Source organism: Allobosea sp. P4_H5, assembly GCF_056400825.1.
The window spans coordinates 578,440-599,859 of record NZ_JBFUKM010000001.1; the positions used below are offsets into that span (position 1 = coordinate 578,440).

16 protein-coding genes are annotated in these 21,420 nt (G+C 67.3%); 7 read left to right on the forward strand and 9 right to left on the reverse strand.

The window, feature by feature from the left end; genetic code table 11:
- Window positions 1–8 precede the first annotated feature (8 nt).
- A complete protein-coding gene (locus AC1DS0_RS02800; protein ID WP_476812854.1) occupies window positions 9–1,037 on the forward strand; it encodes an AMP-binding protein in 1,029 nt (342 codons plus the stop codon).
- A 133-nt stretch (window positions 1,038–1,170) separates the two neighbouring features.
- Here the strand turns inward: AC1DS0_RS02800 and mfd are convergent, their stop codons facing one another.
- Together mfd and AC1DS0_RS02810 are read right to left on the reverse strand one after the other, a co-directional pair.
- Window positions 1,171–4,719 carry a transcription-repair coupling factor gene (mfd, locus tag AC1DS0_RS02805; RefSeq protein ID WP_476812855.1) on the reverse strand — a complete coding sequence of 1,183 codons (3,549 nt, stop codon included), beginning with the start codon at window positions 4,717–4,719 and terminating at the stop codon, window positions 1,171–1,173.
- 108 nt (window positions 4,720–4,827) lie between these two features.
- Complete coding sequence (locus AC1DS0_RS02810; protein WP_476812856.1) at window positions 4,828–5,124, reverse strand: FAD assembly factor SdhE; 297 nt, start codon at window positions 5,122–5,124, stop codon at window positions 4,828–4,830.
- Window positions 5,125–5,275: 151 nt separating this feature from the next.
- On the opposite strand from AC1DS0_RS02810, the gene recG reads away from it, so the two are divergent.
- Window positions 5,276–7,378: an ATP-dependent DNA helicase RecG gene (gene recG, locus AC1DS0_RS02815; protein WP_476813079.1), complete on the forward strand. Its 2,103-nt coding sequence runs from the start codon at window positions 5,276–5,278 to the stop codon at window positions 7,376–7,378.
- An 8-nt stretch (window positions 7,379–7,386) separates the two neighbouring features.
- Here recG and AC1DS0_RS02820 read toward each other — a convergent pair whose 3' ends face one another.
- Together AC1DS0_RS02820 and AC1DS0_RS02825 are read right to left on the reverse strand one after the other, a co-directional pair.
- Window positions 7,387–7,803: a RidA family protein gene (locus AC1DS0_RS02820; protein WP_476812857.1), complete on the reverse strand. Its 417-nt coding sequence runs from the start codon at window positions 7,801–7,803 to the stop codon at window positions 7,387–7,389.
- A gap of 62 nt (window positions 7,804–7,865) precedes the next feature.
- Window positions 7,866–8,714, reverse strand: a complete 849-nt coding sequence (locus AC1DS0_RS02825) for an SDR family oxidoreductase (protein ID WP_476812858.1) — start codon at window positions 8,712–8,714, stop codon at window positions 7,866–7,868.
- Between the two features lie 99 nt (window positions 8,715–8,813).
- On the opposite strand from AC1DS0_RS02825, the gene AC1DS0_RS02830 reads away from it, so the two are divergent.
- A complete protein-coding gene (locus AC1DS0_RS02830) occupies window positions 8,814–9,704 on the forward strand; it encodes a LysR family transcriptional regulator (protein WP_476812859.1) in 891 nt (296 codons plus the stop codon).
- A 71-nt stretch (window positions 9,705–9,775) separates the two neighbouring features.
- A complete protein-coding gene (locus AC1DS0_RS02835; protein ID WP_476812860.1) occupies window positions 9,776–10,609 on the forward strand; it encodes an AraC family transcriptional regulator in 834 nt (277 codons plus the stop codon).
- 1 nt (window position 10,610) lies between these two features.
- Here the strand turns inward: AC1DS0_RS02835 and AC1DS0_RS02840 are convergent, their stop codons facing one another.
- Window positions 10,611–11,303 carry a DUF502 domain-containing protein gene (locus AC1DS0_RS02840; RefSeq protein WP_476812861.1) on the reverse strand — a complete coding sequence of 231 codons (693 nt, stop codon included), beginning with the start codon at window positions 11,301–11,303 and terminating at the stop codon, window positions 10,611–10,613.
- Window positions 11,304–11,417: 114 nt separating this feature from the next.
- Here AC1DS0_RS02840 and AC1DS0_RS02845 point away from each other — a divergent pair, with 114 nt between their 5' ends.
- The gene (locus tag AC1DS0_RS02845) at window positions 11,418–11,813 is read left to right on the forward strand and encodes a YbaN family protein (RefSeq protein ID WP_476812862.1); all 396 of its coding nucleotides are present in this window, start codon (window positions 11,418–11,420) and stop codon (window positions 11,811–11,813) included.
- A 170-nt stretch (window positions 11,814–11,983) separates the two neighbouring features.
- Here AC1DS0_RS02845 and glmS read toward each other — a convergent pair whose 3' ends face one another.
- Together glmS and glmU are read right to left on the reverse strand one after the other, a co-directional pair.
- The gene (glmS, locus tag AC1DS0_RS02850; RefSeq protein WP_476812863.1) at window positions 11,984–13,810 is read right to left on the reverse strand and encodes a glutamine--fructose-6-phosphate transaminase (isomerizing); all 1,827 of its coding nucleotides are present in this window, start codon (window positions 13,808–13,810) and stop codon (window positions 11,984–11,986) included.
- Window positions 13,811–13,918: 108 nt separating this feature from the next.
- The gene (gene glmU / locus AC1DS0_RS02855) at window positions 13,919–15,274 is read right to left on the reverse strand and encodes a bifunctional UDP-N-acetylglucosamine diphosphorylase/glucosamine-1-phosphate N-acetyltransferase GlmU (RefSeq protein ID WP_476813080.1); all 1,356 of its coding nucleotides are present in this window, start codon (window positions 15,272–15,274) and stop codon (window positions 13,919–13,921) included.
- Window positions 15,275–15,591: 317 nt separating this feature from the next.
- Here glmU and AC1DS0_RS02860 point away from each other — a divergent pair, with 317 nt between their 5' ends.
- Together AC1DS0_RS02860 and mdoH are read left to right on the forward strand one after the other, a co-directional pair.
- A complete protein-coding gene (locus AC1DS0_RS02860; RefSeq protein ID WP_476812864.1) occupies window positions 15,592–17,154 on the forward strand; it encodes an OpgD/OpgG family glucan biosynthesis protein in 1,563 nt (520 codons plus the stop codon).
- A 92-nt stretch (window positions 17,155–17,246) separates the two neighbouring features.
- Window positions 17,247–19,349: a glucans biosynthesis glucosyltransferase MdoH gene (mdoH, locus tag AC1DS0_RS02865; RefSeq protein WP_476813081.1), complete on the forward strand. Its 2,103-nt coding sequence runs from the start codon at window positions 17,247–17,249 to the stop codon at window positions 19,347–19,349.
- A 7-nt stretch (window positions 19,350–19,356) separates the two neighbouring features.
- Here mdoH and AC1DS0_RS02870 read toward each other — a convergent pair whose 3' ends face one another.
- The gene (locus tag AC1DS0_RS02870) at window positions 19,357–20,229 is read right to left on the reverse strand and encodes a VOC family protein (RefSeq protein ID WP_476812865.1); all 873 of its coding nucleotides are present in this window, start codon (window positions 20,227–20,229) and stop codon (window positions 19,357–19,359) included.
- Between the two features lie 24 nt (window positions 20,230–20,253).
- Window positions 20,254–21,420: a glutathionylspermidine synthase family protein gene (locus AC1DS0_RS02875; protein ID WP_476812866.1), complete on the reverse strand. Its 1,167-nt coding sequence runs from the start codon at window positions 21,418–21,420 to the stop codon at window positions 20,254–20,256.

Consider the following 21,420-nt stretch of genomic DNA (forward strand, 5'->3'; position numbering starts at 1 on the left):
CGATGCGGATGGGCTCCGACGAAATCTCCATCGGCGCGCTGGTCGAAGGGCTCGATTTCGACAGCCTGCTGAAGGCGCTCGCCGCCCGCCGCGGCTATGAGCCGGCCTTCCGCGACCCGCCGGGCCGGCGCGACTGGAGCGATTTTTCGCCCAACGCCTTCGGCTTCGCCGAGCTCGACAGTCGCGTCGACCGGCTCGCCAATCTCCTCCTCCTCGCCAAGCCACAGCCCGGCGCCTGCGTCGCGATCCTGGCGCCGCTCGGGCCGGAGGCGTTGGTCTCGATCCTCGCCAGCCTGCGGGCCGGCCTGTCGCCGATGCTCCTGCCGACGCATGCCAAGGACACTGAACTCTTGCCCATTATCGAGCGCTCCGGCGCCGTCATGGCGCTGGGCGTGCCGCGGATCGGCGAATTGCAGCCTTTGCACCTGCTCCGGGACGTCGCCGCCCGCTCCTTCGGCATGCGCTTCATCGGCGGCTTCGGCGCGCGCGTGCCCGATGGCGTCGCGGCGCTGGATCCGCTGCTCGGCCATGGTGCCACCCCCTCGGCGTTGCCGCCCGCCGCGATCCGGGCGCCGATCCGCATCGTCGATGGCCACAGTCTCGCCGGCCCCTTCGCGGTCAGCGAGAAGGAGGTGCTGGCCAAGGCGCTCGAGATCTCTCGCGTGCTGAAGCCGCTCGCGTCCTCGCGCGTCATCACCACGCTGGTCGGCGGCGATCTCGCAGCGCTCGCGACCGGCCCCGGCATTGCGCTGCTCACTGGCGTCGAGCTCCTGCCGCTCGGCCTGTTCGTGCTCGACGACCTGCGCGCCTGCCTCGAAGGCGGGCGCATGGTCCATCTCGTCATTCCCGCAGCACTGGAGCCCGCGCTCGCCCGCTCACGGCTCGGCGGCCACAAGGCACTGACCAGCCTGGTCGTCACCCGCCGTGCCGGCGAGGACGACGGTTTGCCGCGCCTCGACCGGCCCGACCTCGCCATCGTCGACGTGATCACGCACGCGCCCGAGCGCGTCGAGATCAGGCGGCGCAATCCGGGCTGAGCGCAGCCGGGCGCTCCGTCATGCTCGGGCCTGCCCCGAGCATCTCAGGCCGGAGGAGACTCCAACCCGCGCCTTCTCTTCATGAGATTCTCGGGTCGCCGCTGCGCGTTGCCCGAGAATGACGGATGAGGCCCTAAGCCGCCTTCTTCCGCTCGGCGATCCGCGCGAGATCGGTGAGCAGCCGGCGCGTGCCGGTCAGGCGCTGCTCGGCCGTCTCGAAATCGTCGATGAAGACGACGCGCATGTCGGGGCGGACCTTGGCCAGCGTCCCGATCTTCGCGACATACGAGACGAGCCCCTCTGGATTGGCGAACTCGTTGTCGCGGAAGGCGACGATGATGCCCTTCGGCCCGGCCTCGACCTTCTCGACATTGGCGCGCTTGCAGAGCGCCTTGATCGCGACGATCTCCAGCAGCTGCTTGACCTCCTCCGGCAGCGGGCCGAAGCGGTCGATCAGCTCGGCGCCGAACGACTGCAGGTCGCCGTCGTCGTCCATCGTCGAGAGGCGCTTGTAGAGCGTCAGCCTGAGCGTCAGATCGCCGACATAGTGCTCGGGGATCATCACAGGCGCGCCGATCTGGATGCTCGGCGACCAATGAGCGTCGCTCTCGATCTCGATGCCGGCCTTGAGCGCAGCCACCGCCTCCTCCAGCATCTGCTGGTAGAGCTCGTAACCGACCTCCTTGATATGGCCGGACTGCTCGTCACCGAGCAGGTTGCCGGCGCCCCTGATGTCTAGGTCATGGCTGGCGAGCTGGAAGCCGGCGCCGAGCGTATCGAGCGACTGCAGCACCTTGAGGCGCCGGTCGGCCTGCTCGGTCAGCTTGCGGTTGGCCGGCACGGTGAAGAGCGCATAGGCGCGCACCTTGGAGCGGCCGACGCGGCCCCTGAGCTGATAGAGCTGCGCCAGGCCGAACATGTCGGCGCGATGGATGATCAGCGTATTGGCGGTCGGGATGTCCAGACCGGATTCGACGATCGTCGTCGAGAGCAGAATGTCGTACTGCCCCTCGTAGAAGGCCGTCATCACGTCTTCCAGCGTGCCGGCCGCCATCTGGCCGTGGGCGATGCCGACCTTGCATTCGGGCACCTGCTTGTCGAGGAAGTCCTTGACCTCGGCGATGTCCTCTATGCGCGGCACGACATAGAACGAGCGCCCGCCCCTATAGCGCTCGCGCAGCAGCGCCTCGCGCACGATCAGCGGATCGAACGGTGTGACGAAGGTGCGCACAGCGAGCCGGTCGACCGGCGGCGTCGCGATGATCGAGAGCTCGCGCACGCCGGTCATGGCGAGCTGGAGCGTGCGCGGGATCGGCGTCGCCGTCAGCGTCAGCATGTGGACCTCGGCGCGCATTTCCTTCAGTCGCTCCTTGTGGGCGACGCCGAAATGCTGCTCCTCGTCGACGATGACGAGGCCGAGATCCTTGAAGTCGATGCCCTTGCCAAGCAGCGCATGCGTACCGACGGTGATGTCCATCGTCCCGTCGGCAATGCCCTGCTTGACCGCCTTCAGATCGGGCGCCGAAACGAAGCGCGAGGCCTGGCCGACCTTGACCGGCAGGCCAGCAAAGCGCTCGGCGAAATTGCGGTAGTGCTGGCGCGCCAGCAGCGTCGTCGGCACCACGACCGCGACCTGCTTGCCGGCGAGTGCGGCGGTGAAGGCGGCGCGCAGCGCCACTTCGGTCTTGCCGAAGCCGACATCGCCGCAGACCAGCCGGTCCATCGGACGGCCGGCCGCGAGATCCTCGAGCACGGCATCGATCGTGTTCTGCTGGTCCTCGGTCTCCTCATAGGGGAAGCGGGCGCAGAACTCGTCGTAGAGCCCGTCCTGCGGGATCAGGCGCGGCGCTTCCTTGAGCGCGCGGGCAGCCGCGATCTGGATTAGCTTGCCAGCCATCTCGCGGATGCGCTGCTTCAGCTTGGCCTTGCGCGCTTGCCAGCCGCCGCCACCGAGCCGATCGAGCACAACCTCGGTGTCCTCCGAGCCGTAGCGCGAGAGCAGCTCGATATTCTCGGCCGGCAGGAACAGCTTGGCGTCGCCGGCGTAGTGGATTTCGAGGCAGTCATGCGGCGCGCCGGCCGCCGTGATCGTCTGCAGGCCGACGAAGCGGCCGATGCCGTGATCGACATGGACGACGATGTCGCCGGGGGTCAGCGAGGACAGCTCGTTGATGAAGTCCTGCGGCCGGCGCGTCTTCTTGCGCGGACGCACCAGCCGGTCGCCCAGGATGTCCTGTTCGCCGATGACGGCGAGCCTGCCGGCCTCGAAGCCGGTCTCGACCCCCCAGACGGCGAGCGCGGTGGTGCCGGGCTTGAGGTCGAAGGCCGCCCGCAGGCTACCGGTCATCTGCACGGTCTTCAGGCCATGATCCGCCAGCACATGCGCCAGGCGCTCGCGCGAGCCCTCCGACCAGGCGGCGAGGATGACGCGTCGCCCGTCCGCCTCCAGTGCCTTCACATGCGCCACTGCCGCATCGAAGACGCTGCCGGAATTGTCGGCGCGTTCCGCCGCGAAGCTGCGCCCCTGCTTGCCGCCGAGATCGACGACGAGCTTGCCTTCGCTCTCCGGCAGCTGGAACGGCGTCAGCGAGGCGACCCCGGCCTCGCCGACGATGCCGCGCCAATCGGCCGGCGAGAGATAGAGCGCCTCCGGCGGCAGCGGCTTATAGGGTATCGAGCCCGGCGACGGCTGGTCGAGCGCGCTCTTGCGGGCGTCGTAATAGTCCTTGATCAGGCTGATGCGCTCGGCCACCGCATCATCGGCGTGATGGTCGAGGACGATCGGGACATCGGGCAGATAGGTGAAGAGCGTGTCGAGCTTCTCGGCCAGCAGCGGCAGCCAGTGCTCCAGGCCCGCAGGACGCCGGCCTTCGCTCACAGCCTCGTAGAGCGTGTCGTCGCGACCGGGCGTGCCGAAGGTCGCGATATAGGACTGGCGGAAGCGACGGATCGAGTCGCTGGTCATCTGCGCTTCGGACATCGGCACGAGGTCGAGCCCGCGCAATTGCCCGGTGGTGCGCTGCGTCTCCGGATCGAAGGTCCGGATCGATTCCAGCGTGTCGCCGAAGAAGTCGAGCCGGATCGGCGCCGGCATGCCCGGCGGGAAAAGGTCGACGATGCCGCCGCGCACGGCGAACTCGCCGGTCTCGCGCACGGTCGAGGTCCTGAGATAGCCGTTGACGTCGAGCCAGCGCGCCAGCTCCTCGGTGTCGACCATATTACCCGGCGCGGCCGAGAAGCTCTCCGAGGCGACCTTGCCGAACGCCGGCACGCGCTGGAGCGCGGCATTGACGGTGGTCAGCAGCAGGCGCGGCCGATCGCCCGATTTGGTCCGGGCGAGGCGCGACAGCGTCGTCATCCGGTGCGCGACGATCGAGGGCGCCGGCGAGACCCGGTCATATGGCTGGCAGTCCCAGGCCGGGAAGGTCATCACCTCGAGATCGGGCGCGACGAATTGCAGTGCATTCTCCAGCACCTGCAGGCGCTGGCCGTCGCGGGCGACGAAGACGATCAGCGCCGGCCCTTCCGACTTCTTGGCGCGGGCGCGGGTGAGATCGGCGAGGATGACCGCGTCGAAGCCATCGGGCACGCCGGAGAGCGTCGGCTTGTCGCCGCGGTTCAGCGCATCGAGGACGCGCTCGAGCTGCGGCTTGGCGATCTGGGTCGGAGGCGGAATGCTCATCGGGACAATCAATCTCAAGGCGTCATTCTCGGGCTTGTCCCGAGAATCTCAGGACCAGAGCCCGCTGGTTTCCGAGATGGTCGGGTCAAGCCCGACCATGACGGCCGTTCAGACATGAATTGGTTTGTCGTGCTGGTGGAAGGCCTTCAGCCGCCGGAAGACGTCGCTGTCGTAATTCTCCGGCACCTGCGCTTCGCCCGTCACCCAGCTCAGCAGGTCGCGGTCGAGCACCTCGATCAGCCGCTCGAACTCGTCGAGCTCGGCATCGCTGAGCCCACCGATCTCGGAATCGGCGAAGCGGCCCATGATCAGGTCCATCTCGCGCATGCCGCGATGCCAGGCGCGGAACAGGATCTTGCGCCGGCGCGGGTCGAGGTCGGCGCTGCTACGGGTCGAGCCACTCATCATCGGCCTCGCAAAATAGAGATAGGGCCGGCCCCGTCGTGGTGCCTGCCTCGGATAGCTATCTGGCTGATTAGCGATATAGCTATGCCCTTTCGCGAAGTCAGCGGCATTCGTGCCGCAGGGCTCGCACTCCTGACATGCCGTGAAGCCATTGCGTCCATCCGTCCTCGATCCGCTCTTCGCCCCGGCCACGGCCCTATCCGGGGTCGGCCCCAAGCTCGCCAAGGCGCTCGACAAGCTCTTGGGCGACGAGACACACGCCGCCCGCGTCATCGACCTGATGTTCCACCTGCCGACCGGCGCGATCGACCGGCGGCCGAGCGAGAGCATCATTGAGGCGCCGATCGGCGAGGTCGCGACCTTCTCGGCGCGGGTCACCGAACATCGTCCTGCCCCGCCGACCAAGGCCAAGGCGCCCTATCGCATTATCGTCGAGGACGAGACCGGCGACGTGACGCTGGTCTTCTTCCATGCCGATGTCCGTCATCTCCTGCAGACCCTGCCGATCGGCGCCTACCGCATCATCTCGGGCAAGCTCGAGCTCTGGGACGGCATGCGCCAGATGGTGCATCCCGACCGCATCCTCGACCCGAAGCTCGCCGCGACGATGCCGTCGGTCGAGCCGGTTTATGGGCTGACCGAGGGCATTGGCGGCCGCGTCATGGCGCGCATCGCCGCCGGCGCCGCCGAACGCTGTCCAGAATTGCTGGAATGGCAGGACGAGGCTTTCGCTGCCCGTAACGACTTCGTGCCCTTCCGCGATGCCGTCCACGCTCTGCACCACCCGGTCGACCTCAAGGCGGCGACAGGCGAGACGGTCGTGCGCCGGCGCATCGCCTATGACGAATTGCTGGCGAGCCAGATCGCGCTCGCCCTCGTGCGCCGTCAGCAGAAGAAGGCGGCGGGCCGGGCTACGGCCGGCGATGGCGTCCTGCGCCGCGCCATCGAGACCGCCCTGCCCTTCACACTGACCGACGGCCAGCGCAAGGCGATCGCCGACATCCATGACGACATGGAAAAGCCAGAACGCATGCTGCGCCTGCTCCAGGGCGATGTCGGCTCGGGCAAGACCGTGGTGGCGCTGATGGCGATGGCAGCCGCAGCCGAGGCCAACAGGCAATCGGTGCTGATGGCGCCGACCGAAATCCTCGCCCGCCAGCACGCCGAGCGCCTGGCGCCTCTCGCCGACAAGGCCGGGCTCAAGCTCGCTTTGCTGACCGGCCGCGAGAAGGGCGCCGGCCGCAGGCAGGTACTGGAAGGTTTGGCGAACGGCGAGATCGACATCGTCGTCGGCACCCATGCGCTGTTCCAGGAAGGCGTCGCCTTCCATGATCTGGCGCTCGCCGTCGTCGACGAGCAGCACCGCTTCGGCGTGCACCAGCGCCTGCTGCTCGGCGCCAAGGGCGAGGCGGTCGACATCCTCGTCATGACCGCGACGCCGATCCCGCGCACGCTGGCGTTGACCTGGTTCGGCGACATGGACGTCTCGATCCTCTCCGAGAAACCGGCCGGCCGGAAACCGATCACGACACGGGCGATCTCGCTGGAGCGCTATGACGAAGTCGTCGGCGCGGTCGGGCGGGCGCTGGAGAGCGGCGCGCAAGTCTACTGGGTCTGCCCGCTGGTGCAGGAATCCGACACGCTCGACGTCGCAGCCGCGCAGGAGCGCTTCGAGGCGCTGCAAGCCCTCTTCGGCGACAAGGTCGGGCTGCTGCACGGCCAGATGCCAGGGCGCGACAAGGACGCCGCCATGGCCGCCTTCTCCGGCGGGCAAACGCGCGTGCTGGTCTCGACCACGGTGATCGAGGTCGGCGTCGACGTGCCCAACGCCTCGGTGATGGTGATCGAACATGCCGAGCGCTTCGGCCTCGCCCAGCTCCACCAGTTGCGCGGGCGGATCGGCCGCGGGTCGGCCGCCTCGACCTGCCTGCTGCTCTACAAGGGCCCGCTCGGCCAGGTGGCGGAAGCGCGCCTCACCATCATGCGCGAGAGCGAGGACGGCTTCCGCATCGCCGAGGAGGATCTGCGCCTGCGCGGCGAAGGAGAGGTGCTCGGCACGCGCCAGTCCGGCTCGCCCGACTGGCGCATCGCTCGCCCGGAGATCGACGGCGATCTCTTGGCGGCAGCGCGGGATGACGCCCGCCTGCTGATCGAGCGCGACCCGCAGCTGGAGACCCCGCGCGGGCGGGCGATCCGGACGCTGCTCTATCTGTTCGAGCGCGACGTCGCGATCCGCCTGCTGCGGGCGGGCTGAGGCAAGACTCAGTTCGGATTGCTCGCTGCGGCAGCAGCCGGAATGCGGGCGATCACCTTGAGCTCGAAATCGAAGCCGGCGAGCCAGGTCACACCGACAGCGGTCCAGGTCGGATAGGGCGGCTCGCCAATCTCTTCGGCGCGGATCGCCATCATCCTCTCGAACTGTGCCGGCGGGTCTGTGTGGAAGGAGATGACGTCGATCACGTCATCAAAGCTCGCTCCCGCCGCAGCCAGAACCGCGCGCAGATTGGCGAAAGCCCGCCGGACCTGATCCTCGAACACCGGTTCGGGCGACCCATCCTCGCGGCTGCCGACCTGCCCCGAGATGAAGAGCAAATCGCCATGCCGGACGGCGGCCGAGTACTGATGGAGATCGTAGAGGGCATGTCGGTCGGCGGGGAAAATGGCGTCGCGTTTGGCCATGTCGGTTCCTATCCTGAATGTTCGATGGGTGGGCTTGATGCGATCGGGGCCTGCGCACGCAGTCAGAGCCGCGCGAGCTCGGCTTCGGTGAAGTCGGCAGCGAGCGAGATGTCCTGCTGGCGCTCGAGCTCGATCATGCGATCGCCGAGCGCCTTGCGGATGTTCGCGTAAGCGTCGGCACCGAGCGCCAATCGCTTCGGAAGCGGGCTCTTCTGGTCAGCAAGTGCGATCATCGCGTCGGTCACCCGTTCGGGATCGCCCTTGACGATCCAGGAGCCGCGAACTGCCGCGCGGATCTGGCCGACGGGCGTCTCCTCATAGGCTGCGATCGGATCGGCATGGGCAAGATTGCCGCCGAACTCCGTTCGGGTCGGCCCCGGTTCGACGAGGGTGAACTCGATGCCGAACGGCGCAACCTCCAGCGCCACGGTCTCGACGAAGCCTTCGATACCCCACTTACTCGCGTGATAGAGGCTCAGGCCCGGATAGGCGATCTGGCCGCCCTCGCTCGACACCTGCTGGATGCGTCCGCCGCCCTGCTTGCGCAGATGCGGCAGCGCCGCCTGGATCAGGGTGATTGAGCCGACGAGGTTGGTCGCGATGATGTCGCGGACCTGCTGATCGCTGACCTCTTCGGCCGCGCCGAGCAGGCCATAGCCGGCATTGCTGACGATGATGTCGATCCGACCGAACGCTCCGAACGCCTGGTCGACCGCGGCGCGCACCGAGCCTTGATCCCGAAGGTCGAGTGGGAGAATGCGCAGCCGTTCCGGATAGCGTTCCCGCAACTCTGGAAGCGCATCCTCTCTGCGGCTGGTTCCGACGACCCGGTCGCCGCGCGCCAGAGCCTTCTGCGCCAACAGCCGGCCGAAGCCGGACGATACGCCGGTAATGAGCCAAGTCTTGTCCATGTCCCATGCCTCTCGGTTGGTTACCGATACGAGATAGGGAAGAGGCATTGTTCGGATTAGTCGTTGAAAATCGTACGACCTGATGCAAAATCACCAGCAATGGCTCGTCCCTCGCTCAACGACCTCACGGCTTTCGTCAGCGTCGCAACCCTTCGCAGCTTTCGGCGCGCGGCCGACGAGCTCGGCACGGCGCCCTCGACCTTGAGCCATGCGATGCGGGCGCTTGAGGAACGCATGGGCGTGCGCCTGCTCAACCGCACCACTCGCAGCGTCGCACCGACCGAAGCCGGCTTCGAACTGCTCAGCCGCCTGCAGCCGGCGCTCGCGACGCTGGACGCGGCTCTGGACAGCATCGCCACGTTCCGCGGCGGTGTCGCCGGCAGCGTCCGCATCAACGCACCACGACTGGCTGCCGCATTGCTCGTCCGAGAGGTTCTTCCCGCGATGGCGGAGCGCTTTCCGGACGTCGCCGTCGACCTCGTCGTCGAAGGCAAGCTGATCGACATCGTGGCTGCAGGATTCGACGCCGGGGTGCGCCTCGTCGACTCGATCCCGCGAGACATGGTCGCCGTACCGTTCGGCGGCCTCGTCAGCTTCATCTGCGTCGCATCGCCGGCCTATCTCGATTGCTTCGGTGTGCCGGACACACCCGATGCCCTCCAGCATCACCGCTGCATCGGCCACCGCATGCCGAGCGGCAAATTCTATCGCTGGGAGTTCGAGCGCGCCGGACAGGAGCTGACGGTCGATGCCAGCAGCTCGGTCATTCTCGACGATGAGGAACTCATGGTCGAGGCAGCGACAGGAGGCCTCGGCATCGCCTATGTCGCCAGCCCGGCGGCAGACATGGCCCTAGCGGATGGACGTCTTCGCCAGGTTCTGACTGCCTGGGCGCCCGCTCCCGAGCGGATCGCGATCTATTATCCCGGCCACCGCGCCGTGCCACCGGCGCTGCGGGCCTTCCTCGATGTCGCCAAGGCTGCGCGCTAGAAGCGAGAGCAATCCCGATCAAGCGCGGCTCTGTTGCCTCCGCCATGGTGCCGGCGTTTCGTGAGTGAGCCATGGACCCGATCAAGAAAGCCCTCTGGTGCATCGAAAGCCGCTTCGCCTCCGAGCTCTCGCTCGACGAGATCGCGGAAGTCAGCGGCGTCTCTCGCTTCCATCTCAGCCGCGCCTTCGGCGTGGCGACCGGCCGCTCGGTGATGCGCTATGTGCGCGAGCGCCGGCTCTCGGAAGCGGCGCGCCAGCTCGCCGATGGGGCGCCCGACATCCTCCAGGTCGCGCTCGACTGGGGCTATGGCTCTCACGAGGCCTTCACCCGCGCCTTTCGCGAGCAGTTCGGCATCACGCCGGAGGACCTGCGCTCGAGGCGAGACCTGTCATCCCTTGCTCTCGTGGAGCCTCTGTCCATGCACGCTGCAAATCGCACTCCCCTCGCCGAGCCGCGTATCGTCACCGGCAAGCCCCTGCTGATCGCCGGCTTCAACGGCCATTTCTCGGTCGACAACACGCAAGGCATCCCGCTGCTCTGGCAGAGAATCGTCCCGCATTTCGGCCATATCCCCGGCCAGAAGGGCTATGTCGCCTATGGCGCGAGCTACAACTGCGACGATGTCGGCGCCTTCGACTATATCGCCGGCGCGGAAGTCGCTTCATTCAGCGATCTCCCCGACGAGTTCGCGCGGCTGAGCGTGCCGGAGCAGCTCTGTGCCGTGTTCGAGCACAGCGGCCACATCACCGGCATCAAGCAGACCTATGAGGCGATCTGGCGCGACTGGCTGCCGAAATCCGGCCGTGAACCGGCGATGGGCGTGACACTGGAGCGTATGGACCAGCGCTTCGACGGCGCAACCGGCAACGGCATCGTCGAAATCTGGGTGCCGCTGAAGGTCTGAGCTATTTCGCTGCGTCCGACATCGGCTCGCCGGGCTGGATCAGCCCGGCCGACATGATCAGCTTGGCGCCATCCTCGACCGAGATCGCGACTTCGACGATCTCGCGCCGCGGCAGGTAGAAGAAGAAGCCGGTTGTCGGGTTCGGCGTGCAGGGCAGGAAGACACCGATCTGCTCGTCACCATCGGGCAGCTTGCCGGCGATCTCGGGTGCCGCCTCCTGGGCGATGAAAACGATCGACCACATTCCCGGCTGCGGGAACTGCACCATGCCGACCTTACGGAACGAGGTGCCGGATTGCGAGAAGATCGTCTCGAAGATCTGCTTCACGCCCTTGTAGAGGCCGCGCACCACCGGCATCCGGTTGAGGATCGATTCGCCGGCGCCGATCAGGGTGCGCCCGACCAGGTTCGCGGCGAAGAAACCGATCACCGTCAGGCCGATCAGGGCGATGATCAGGCCGAAGCCGGGCAGCGGGAACGGCAAATGATTCTCGGGCCAGAACTGCGCCGGCACCAGCGGCTTCACCATTCCGTCGACCAGATTGATGAACCACCAGGTCACCGAGGCGGTGATGGCGAGCGGCGCTGCCAGCACGAGACCGGTCAGGAAATAGCGCCTGAGCCTGGTCCCGAAGGTTGGCCGCAGCAGGTCGGGCTGGACGACCAGGCGCGGATCGGGCGTGCGGGCAGTCATAGGCGATCCGGGTCTCCGTCGCTCTTGCGGCCTGACCATATTGCGCCGCACTATCGAACGATAGCCGAGCGCAAGCCGCTGGCCACCCCCGATTCGCCGGGATCGACGAGTTTCGTGTCCGAACCTTCCAGACCGCAACGCCGCTGGCATCGGCCGCTCTATCTTGCGGTCGGCTGGCTCTGCGTGCTGCTTGGCATCATCGGGCTGATCCTGCCGGTGATGCCCGGCACCGTCTTCCTGATCGCAGCGGCCTGGTGCTTCTCGCGCTCCTCGCCGCGCTTCGAAAGCTGGCTGGTCAACCATCCCCGGCTCGGCCCGCAGGTCATGCGCTGGCGGGAAACCGGCGCAATCGCCCGCAGGACGAAATATGTCGCCTGCGGCTCGATGCTGCTGAGCTTCGTCATCGTGGCGGCAACCGATGCGCCGCCGATCGCGCTCTGGCTGAGCGGCGCCGGCCTGATCGCAGCCGGCACTTATGTCGCAAGCCGGCCAGAGCCGGAGGCCGAATAAAACGACGGCTGGACTTTTTGCGTCTTTCCGGGGCAGGCCGCAGGCCTGAGCCCGGAACCCAGAACCGATGCCTTGTCCGGAGAAATCCTACCGGCTCCCGCGCCTTCACCACAACCGACATCGGTTCTGGGTTCCGGGCTCGCCGCTGCGCAGCGCCCCGGAATGACGGCTCACTCCACCGTTACGGATTTCGCCAGATTGCGCGGCTGGTCGACGTCCTTGCCCATGAAGACGGCCGTCTGATAGGCGATCATCTGGATCGGCACCGCGTAGACGATCGGCGCGAACAGCGGATCCATCTCCGGCATGATGATCGTCGCTTCAGGCACGATCCCGGCTTCGGCCGCGCCCTTGGCATCGGTGATCAGGATGATCCGGCCGCCGCGCGCCGCGACCTCCTGCATGTTCGAGGCGGTCTTCTCGAAGAGCGCATCGTGCGGGGCGATGACGATGACCGGCATGTCCTCGTCGATCAGCGCGATCGGGCCATGCTTGAGCTCGCCCGCCGGGTAACCTTCTGCGTGGATGTAGCTGATTTCCTTGAGCTTTAGCGCGCCTTCCAGCGCCAGCGGGAAGGCTGTGCCGCGGCCGAGATAGAGCACGTCGCGCGCCCTGGAGAGCTTGCGGGCGAGCTTCTCGATCTCGGGCTCCAGCGTCAGCGCCTGCGCCATCAGGCCGGGTAGCGCGATCAACTCCTGGACATAACGCGCTTCCTGCTCTGCCGAGAGCGTGCCGCGGGCGCGGGCAGCGGCGATGGCGAGGCCGGCGAGCGCGGTCAATTGGCAAGTGAAAGCCTTGGTCGAGGCGACGCCGATCTCGGGGCCGGCGAGCGTCGGGGCGACGACATCGCTCTCGCGCGCGATCGTCGAGGTCGGCACGTTGACGACCGACATGACGTGCTGGCTTTCCTGGCGGGCATAGCGCAAGCAGGCCAGCGTGTCGGCGGTCTCGCCCGATTGCGAGACGAAGAGCGCGAGCCCGTTGGCAGGCAGCGGCGCCTCGCGATAGCGGAACTCCGAGGCGACATCGATCTCGACCGGCAGGCGGGCCAGCTTCTCGAACCAGTACTTGGCGGTCAGACCGGCATAATAGGCCGTGCCGCAGGCCGAGACAGACAGGCGCGACAGGCTCTTCCAGTCGAACGGCGTCTCGAAAGGCAGCCGCGTCACGCCATTCGCCATGTCGATATAATGCGTCAGCGTATGGCCGACCACTTCCGGCTGCTCGTAGATCTCCTTGGCCATGAAGTGGTGATGGTTGCCCTTCTCCACGAGGAAGGCCCCGGCCGCGACGCGCTGGGCGCGGCGCTCAACCTGCTGGCCGTCGGCATCGTAGAAGGTCGCGCCCTTGCGGTTCAGCACCACCCAGTCGCCCTCGTCGAGATAGGCGATCAGATTGGTGAAAGGCGCCAAAGCCAGCGCGTCCGAGCCAAGATACATCTCGCCGTCGCCGATGCCGACCGCGAGCGGCGAGCCTTTGCGGGCGCCGATCAACAGGTCTTCCTGTCCCTCGAACAGGAAGGCGAGCGCGAAGGCGCCGCGCAAGTGCGGCAGCGACGCTCCGACCGCCGCGACCGGATCCTTGCCGCGGTCGAGCTCGCGGGTGACGAGATGGGCGATGACCTCGGTGTCGGTCTCGCTGGCGAAGACGTGGCCGTCGGCCTCGAGCTCGGCCTTGAGCTCGCGGAAGTTCTCGATGATGCCGTTGTGGACGACCGCCAGCTTCTCGGTGGCGTGCGGATGGGCATTGGTCTCGGTCGGCTTGCCATGCGTCGCCCAGCGGGTGTGGCCGATGCCGATCAGGCCCTCGAGCGGCTCGTTGGAGAGGCGCACTTCGAGATTCTTGAGCTTGCCTTCGGCGCGGCGGCGGCTGAGCCGGCCACCTTCGAGCGTCGCGACGCCGGCTGAATCATAGCCGCGATATTCGAGCCGCCGCAGCGCCTCGACGACCTGGCCGGCGACGGCCTGCTTGCCGAGAATGCCCACGATCCCGCACATGGATGTGCCTCATCCGTTGATATCGATGTGCATCGCAATAGTCCGAGGACACGCGAATGCGAAATCACGTTGAATGTCGAACTGTGAACGAAATGCCTTGCAAATCGCCTATTGCCGGGCTTTTCGGGCCTGGGCGGCAGCCCTGAAGGCCGAAGCCCAGCCCTCGCGCTCCATCTGCCGGCCGCGCGCGACGGCCAGAGCGTCCGGCTTGACGTCGCGGGTGATGACCGAGCCCGAGCCGACATAGGCGCCCGCCCCGATCGTCACCGGCGCGACCAGCGCCGAATTGGAGCCGACGAAGGCACCCTCGCCGATGATGGTCTTCGCCTTGAAGAAGCCGTCATAGTTGCAGGTGATCGTGCCGGCGCCGATATTGGCGTTCGCGCCGATCTCGGCATCGCCGATATAGGTGAGGTGGTTGACCTTGGCGCCCTCGCCGATCGCCGCCGCCTTGATCTCGACGAAGTTGCCGACCCTGGCGCCCTTCGCCAGATCGGCACCCGGCCTCAGCCGTGCATAGGGGCCGATCGAGGCGCTTGGGCCGACGCTCGCCCCTTCGAGATGCGAGAAGGCATGGATGACGGCATTGTCCGCGACCTTGACGCCGGGGCCGAAGACGACATTGGGCTCGATCAGAACGTCGCGGCCGATCACAGTATCATGGCTGAAGAACACGGTTTCGGGCGCGATCAGCGTGGCGCCGGCCAGCATCGCCTCCAGCCGCCTGCGGCGCTGGAAATCGGCCTCGACGGCCGCGAGCTGGGCCCGATCGTTGACCCCCTGCACCTCGGCCTCGGGCGCGACCTGGGCGACCGCCTTCAGACCTTGCGCTCGCGCCACCGCGACGGCATCGGTCAGGTAGTATTCGTTCTGCGCATTGGCGCAGCCGATCGCGTCGAGGATGGCGAGCGCCTTGCTGCCGTCGAGCGCCATCAGCCCGGCATTGCAGAGCGTGATGGCGCGCATCGCCTCGTCGGCGTCCTTGTGCTCGACGATCGCCTGCAACGCGCCATCCTGAGTGACGAAGCGGCCATAGCCGGTCGGGTCGCGCGCCTCGAAGCCGAGCGCGGCAACGCCGACACCGCCATGCAATGCCTTGCGGAGGTCGGCGAAGGTCTCCGGGCGCACCAGCGGCGTATCCGCAAAGGCGACCAGCACATCATCGTGCTTGCCCGCCAGGCTCTCGCGGGCCGCCAGCACCGCATGCGCGGTGCCCTTGCGCTCGCTCTGGACGAAGATCGCGGCGTGCGGAGCGTGCTTCTTGACCTCGGCCGCCACATCGGGACGATCGGGCCCGATCACCACGGCGAGCGCATCGGCGCCGGCAGCCGTCACGGCCGCCAGGACATGGCCGAGCAGCGAGCGGCCGGCCACCTCGTGCAGCACCTTCGGCCTTGCCGATTTCATCCGGGTTCCCTCGCCCGCGGCCAGCACGATGGCGAGACAGGTCCGAGCGGGCTGCATTTCCGTCATGATCGTCCTGTCACATGCTCTTTAACGAGGAAGCGCGGCCACGACCGGCCGTCGTCGCGGGGGCGCAGGCAAATGCCGCACCGGCGGTGGATAGCCGATAGCGAGCGGATTTGGCAAAGCCCAGTAGACGATGCGCCCAGACGCCGGCCTCTGACGAGCCATTTGGCACGGCTTCGTTTTCAGCATGGCATTCCTGCATGCTAGGCGCTCCTTTTTTCGCCTTTGGCCTTGCACTGCGCTTTTCAGCCCCGCGCGAAATGCTCTAGAAGCGCAAGTCGGCAGAGCTTTGCCGACCCAAGTTGGATATCATGTCGAAATCCTTGAATCGCCGTCGATTTTTGAGCCTCGCAGCGACCGGCGCCATCGCGCAGCGGTTTGCCGTCGGCACTGCGGCGGCGCAGGCCCCGACGACATGGGCCGGGCTGGTGCAGTCGGTCATCGCCGAAGGACAACGCTTCGATCCCGCGCTCGTCGTCGAAGCCGCGCGCGTCCTCTCGCGCCGGCCGATGGTGCCATTGGTCGCGACCGACCTGCCGGAAGGCTACGCCACCCTGCCCTACGACCAGTATGTCGGCATCAGGGCGCAGCCCTCGGGCATGATCTGGGCCAGCGAAAATCGCGGCTTCACCGTCGAGCCGCTGCACCGCGGCTATGTCTTCTCGTCGCCAGTCAGCCTGTTCACGGTCGAGGACGAGGTGGTAAGGCGGGTCGCCTTCGACCCCGGCAAGTTCAACTATGGCCGCGTGACGCCGCCGCCGTCAGGGGCCGACCTGCAGTTCTCGGGTTTCCGCGTCTCGGCCGGTCTGGAGCGTCCCTATGAGCTCGCGCTGTTCCAGGGCGCGACCTTCTTCCGTTCGCTGGCTCGCGGCCAGAATTTCGGGGCGCTGGCCCGCGCCTTGATCCTGCGGCCGGGCGAGCAGCGCGGCGAGGAGATTCCGTTCTTCCGCGCCTACTGGATCGAGCGGCCCAGCCCCGCCGCCGGCGTGCTGATCATCCACGCACTGCTCGATTCCGAGAGCGTCACCGGCGCGGTCCGCATGACGCTGCGCCCCGGCGACGTCACCTTCATCGATGTCGAGATGACCCTGTTCGCCCGCGCCAATCTCGACCATGTCGGCTTCGGCTGCGTGATGGGCACCTATCTCTCCGGACCGCAGAGCCGGCGCGGCTTCGACGATCTGCGCCCGGCGGTCCACGAGGTCTCCGGCGTGCAGATGCTCACCGGCAATGGCGAATGGATCTACCGGCCGGTCAGCAACCCGGCCAATCTGCAGGTCTCGTCCTTCCAGGATTCCAATCCGCGCGGCTTCGGCCTGGTCCAGCGCGAGCGCGATCCCAACGCCTTCGTCGACGACGACCAGCGCTTCGAGCTCAGGCCAAGTGTCTGGATGGAGCCGCTCGGCGAGTGGGGGCCAGGCTCGGTCCAGCTGATCGAGATCCCCAGCGAATCCGAGCTCAACGACAACATCATCAGCTATTGGCGCCCGCGCCAGCCGATCGCCGCCGGCAGCGAGACGACGGTTGCCTATCGGCAGGCCTGGTGCTGGCAGCCGCCCGAGCGCCCGCCGCTCGCCACCGCGACGCGCATCCGGCAAGGCCGCGGCTCGCAGGCGCGCCGGCGCCGCTTCCTCGTCGACTTTACCGGCGACAGGCTCGGCGACGCTGCCCTTGTCGCCGCCATCCGCGCCAATGTGACGGCAACGCCGGGCTCGATCCAGAACCTGCGGCTCTGGCCCTATCCGGAGCGACGCACCATGCGCGTTGCCTTCGAGGTCGACCCCGGCAGCGAGACACTTTCGGAACTTCGCCTCGTGCTCGACGCCGGCGGCCAGCCGGTTTCGGAAACCCTGCTCAATCGGTGGACCTGGTGACTGTGGACGTAGCTGCCCGCCCGGCCGAGATCGAGGTCGCGACCGGCTATCCCGCCCCGGTCGAGGCGACGCCGCCCGAGAACCGGCTGGAGATGCCGGTACAATCCTTCCGCAGCTGGAACGCCTCGGAGGGGCGCCAGCGGGCTGTGCCGCAAGCCTGGCGTACGCCCTGGCTCGCCCGGATCTTCGTCTTTGGCGGCGCCTGGGCGCTGACCGCCTACGGCGCCTGGGAGATGTACCATGTCGTGTCGGTCAGCCGCACGACCTTCCTGCAGTACGTGCTGCTCGTTCTCTTCACGGTGAACTTCTCCTGGATCGCGCTCGCCTTCACCAGCGCGATCCTCGGCTTCTGCGCACTGCTCTTCCGGCTGGTGAAGAGCCCGCGCGCCGAGACGCTGGCGCAGAAGACCGTCGTGGTCATGCCGATCTACAACGAATCGACGGCGCGGACCTTTGCGGCCGTGGCGGCGATCCGCGAGTCGATCGAGGCGACGGGCCTAGGCGACCATTTCGACTATTTCATCGTCTCCGACACCACCAATCCCGACATCTGGGTGGCGGAGGAACGCGCTTTCCTCGCCCTGCGCCAGCGGCTCGGACCGGATGCGCGCATCTACTATCGCCACCGGCCGAAGAACCATCACCGCAAGGCCGGCAACATCGCCGACTTCGTCACGCGCTGGGGCGGCCACTACCCCCATATGGTCGTGCTCGACGCCGACAGCCTGATGACCGGCACCTGCATCGTGCGCCTCGCCGCGGCGATGGAGGCCGATCCCGACGCCGGCATCATCCAGTCGCTGCCGCTGATCATCAACCGCAACACCTTCTTCGCGCGCCTGCAGCAGTTCGCGGCGCGGGTCTACGGCCCGGTGATCGCGACCGGCCTGGCGATCTGGTCCGGCCGCGACGGCAATTACTGGGGCCACAACGCGATCATCAGGACAAAGGCCTTCGCCGATCACTGCGGCCTGCCCGACCTCAAGGGCAAGCCGCCCTTCGGCGGCCACGTCCTCAGCCACGACTTCGTCGAGGCGGCGCTGATCCGGCGCGCCGGCTGGTCAGTCTACATGTTGCCCGACCTGACGGGCTCCTATGAGGAGAGCCCGCCCTCGCTGATCGACATCGCGACCCGCGACCGGCGCTGGTGCCAGGGCAATCTCCAGCATTCGCGCGTCATCGGCGCCAAGGGCCTGAAGCTCTCGACCCGCCAGCATTTCGCCACCGGCATGATGGCCTATCTCGCCTCGCCCTTCTGGCTGATGCAGCTGGTGGTCGGCATCCTGATCGTGCTGCAGGTCAACTACGCCAGGCCGGAATATTTCACCGAGGAGTTCAGGCTTTTCCCGGTCTGGCCGCGCTTCGACCCCGAGCGCGCGCTCAACCTGTTCGGGCTGACCATGGCGATCCTCCTGGCGCCGAAGCTGTTCGGCCTGCTGCTGACGCTGTTCGACGGCAAGCTCAGGCGCGCCTGCGGCGGCGGCATCCGCCTCGTCCTCTCGGCGCTGCTCGAGATCCTGTTCTCGGCCTTCTTCGCGCCGATCATGATGGTGATCCAGTCCGGCTCGGTCTTCCAGATCCTGGTCGGCCGCGACACCGGCTGGAATCCGCAGCGCCGCGACGACGGCTCGATCCCGCTCAAGGACATCACCCGCCGACACCGCGCCCATACGCTGCTCGGCCTCGTCGCTGGCCTGTCGGCCTTCATGATCGCGACCTCGCTCTTCGCCTGGATGTCGCCGACGATCGTCGGCTTGCTGCTGGCGATCCCGCTATCCTGGGCCTCGGGCAACCTTGCGCTCGGCCTCTGGCTGAAGCGGCGCGGGCTCTTGATGACGCCGGAGGAAGGCGATCCGCCGGCGATCGCCCTGCGGGCCAACGCGCTCCAGGCCGAGTTCTCGCAAGCCGGATTCGACGACGCCGACGGACTTGCGACGCTCCACGCCGATCCGATGCTGCGCGCGACCCATGAAGCCATGCTGCCCCAGGTCCAGCCGCGCCGGCGCGGCGAGATCGAGCCCGACCGCGCCGTAGCTCAAGCGAAGCTGATCGATGCCGAGACGATTGCCGACGCAGTGATCTGGCTGAAGCCGAAGGAGCGCATGGTCGTGCTGCACGACCGCGCTTTGCTCGGCCTGCTGGCCAATCTGCCCGAAGGGCCGGCCCATGCTGGCGCCGAGGCGCCGGGACGCTGATCGAGCGTCAGCCGAGCTCGAAGACGATCGCGCAGCCAAGCGCCGCACTCGCCGGGACGACGATACGCGCGCCTTCCCGATGGTGAGCGATGCCCCGCTCGGCGAGTCGCGACCGAATCGGCTCGAGCTCGGGAACAGCGACGGCGAAGCCAGCAAAGTGAGGCTGCTCCGACTGGCTCCCGCCGTCGAGCCTGACTGCGGCCGCCTGCGGTGTCAGCACCTCCAGGCGCCCACGCGGCAGCGGCAGGCGCAAGCCCGCCTCCGGTGTCGCGAAGCTCCCGGCGCCAGAGAAGGCGCTGAGGAAAGCCGCCTGCGCAGCCGGCTCCTGCGCCACCTGGAACACGGCGGACAGCCCGCTCGCGCCGTTCTCGTGCTGCTGGAAAGCCGGGTTCCAGAAGTTCTGCGGCTCGTGCTGCTGGCAGACGAAGAAGCCGCACTCGGGTGCCTTCTGATTCTCGGCGAAGGCGAGTGAGAAGGCGACGCGGACCTCGTTGCCATCCGGCCGGCGCGCTTGGCGTTCGAAGAAGAAGGGCTCGAAGTCGCCGATGCCCGCGCTGCGGAAGCTCTCGGCATCGCCTGTCGAATCGCGGCTCTCCAGCACCAGCATCGACATCCCCTCGTCTCGCGCCAGCGCGTCGCGCACGAAGGCGCCAAAGGAGAAATGCCGCGGCGCATGCGGCGGAATCAGCGTGGCGTCGCCGACGGTGATCAATTCGAGGAAGGCGCCGGGGAACTGGACGATCCGGTTCTCGGTCCCCCAGGGATGGCGGTTGCGCGCGCCGACGCGGAAGCCGAGATCGGCATAGAAGGCTCCGGCCGCATCGAGATCGGCGACGCCGATGACGAGATGGTCGAGGCTGCGGGCATTTGTTTCAGGCATGAGGCAGACCGTAGGCGTTGGGCGCTACGGCTCGATGACGTGCGGCACGAAGCGCGAGGTGTTCTTGGTGATCGGAGTCGTATCCTCACGGATGCCGAGCCCGCAAGGCTGCGAAGCCACCAGCCAGGAGCCGAGCACCGGATAATTGCCGTCGAAGTTCGGCAGCATCGCGGTCGCCTGCACGATGAAACCCTCGGCGCCATAGGGCCCGTCATCGCTGTCGCGCACCGCCCCGCCCTCGATCAGCGTCACATTGGCGCCCTCGCGCGAATAGAGCGGCTTGCGGACATGGTTCGCACCCAGCTCCGCGCAGCGCGGATCGTCCTCGAAATAGGCCGGCAGGAGGTTGGGGTGGCCGGGCGCCATCTCCCAGAGATAGGGAAGCAGCCCCTTGCTGGAGACCAGCGCCTTCCAGGGCGGCTCGACGAACTGGCAGCGCGAGCTGGCGAGCGCCGAGGCGTACTGCTCCCGGAACAGCCACTCCCAGGGATAGAGCTTGAACAGCACCTCGATCGGCAGGCTGGCGCCGTCGCAGAAGCGCCCGTCGGCGAGCAGCCCGACCTCCTCGATATAGGTGAAGCGGGCATCGATCCCGGCCTGGCCGGCGCAATCGATCAGATAGTCGACCGTGCCCTTATCCTCGACGCTGCCCTGCACGCAGGTGAAATGCATGCGTTCCGGCGTCGGACTACGCAACTGGCCGAAGGCCGCGATCAGGCGCTCATGCAGCGAGTTGAACTGGTCGCAGCCGCGCGAGACCAGGCCCTGCGCCATCGCCTGCTCGAGCCAGTCCCACTGCACCACGGCCGCCTCGAACAGCGAGGTCGGCGTATCGGCATTGTATTCGAGCAGCTTGGCGGGCCCCTTGCCGTCATAGGCGAGGTCGAGCCGGCCATAGAGATTGCGGTCGCCGCGCTGCCAGCTGTCGCGGATCAGGCTCCACTGCGCCTCCGGGATGGCGAGCCGGCGCAGGATCTGCTCGTCCTTGAGGGCACGCTCGACGAAGGCGAAGCAGAGGCCTTCGATCTCGCCGGTCGGCGCCTCGATGTCCTCCTCGATCTCCTTCAGCGAGAAGGCATAGGCGACGCTCTCGTCCCAATAGGTCTCGCCGTCGAGCGTGTGATAGGCGAAGCCGAGGCGCTCGGCCTCCGCCTGCCAGTTCTTGCGGGGTGCTACGCGAAGCCGCTCCAT

Excerpts from the sequence above, each read along its gene's own strand:
- AC1DS0_RS02860 (WP_476812864.1), top strand. The coding sequence starts at position 15,592 with ATGTCGAAATCCTTGAATCGCCGTCGATTTTTGAGCCTCGCAGCGACC.
- AC1DS0_RS02875 (WP_476812866.1), bottom strand. The coding sequence starts at position 21,420 with ATGGAGCGGCTTCGCGTAGCACCCCGCAAGAACTGGCAGGCGGAGGCC.
- mdoH (WP_476813081.1), top strand. The coding sequence starts at position 17,247 with ATGCCGGTACAATCCTTCCGCAGCTGGAACGCCTCGGAGGGGCGCCAG.
- AC1DS0_RS02830 (WP_476812859.1), top strand. The coding sequence starts at position 8,814 with ATGGCTCGTCCCTCGCTCAACGACCTCACGGCTTTCGTCAGCGTCGCA.
- mfd (WP_476812855.1), bottom strand. The coding sequence starts at position 4,719 with ATGAGCATTCCGCCTCCGACCCAGATCGCCAAGCCGCAGCTCGAGCGC.
- AC1DS0_RS02825 (WP_476812858.1), bottom strand. The coding sequence starts at position 8,714 with ATGGACAAGACTTGGCTCATTACCGGCGTATCGTCCGGCTTCGGCCGG.
- AC1DS0_RS02820 (WP_476812857.1), bottom strand. The coding sequence starts at position 7,803 with ATGGCCAAACGCGACGCCATTTTCCCCGCCGACCGACATGCCCTCTAC.
- AC1DS0_RS02870 (WP_476812865.1), bottom strand. The coding sequence starts at position 20,229 with ATGCCTGAAACAAATGCCCGCAGCCTCGACCATCTCGTCATCGGCGTC.
- glmS (WP_476812863.1), bottom strand. The coding sequence starts at position 13,810 with ATGTGCGGGATCGTGGGCATTCTCGGCAAGCAGGCCGTCGCCGGCCAG.
- AC1DS0_RS02810 (WP_476812856.1), bottom strand. The coding sequence starts at position 5,124 with ATGAGTGGCTCGACCCGTAGCAGCGCCGACCTCGACCCGCGCCGGCGC.
- AC1DS0_RS02835 (WP_476812860.1), top strand. The coding sequence starts at position 9,776 with ATGGACCCGATCAAGAAAGCCCTCTGGTGCATCGAAAGCCGCTTCGCC.
- AC1DS0_RS02840 (WP_476812861.1), bottom strand. The coding sequence starts at position 11,303 with ATGACTGCCCGCACGCCCGATCCGCGCCTGGTCGTCCAGCCCGACCTG.
- AC1DS0_RS02800 (WP_476812854.1), top strand. The coding sequence starts at position 9 with ATGGGCTCCGACGAAATCTCCATCGGCGCGCTGGTCGAAGGGCTCGAT.
- glmU (WP_476813080.1), bottom strand. The coding sequence starts at position 15,274 with ATGCAGCCCGCTCGGACCTGTCTCGCCATCGTGCTGGCCGCGGGCGAG.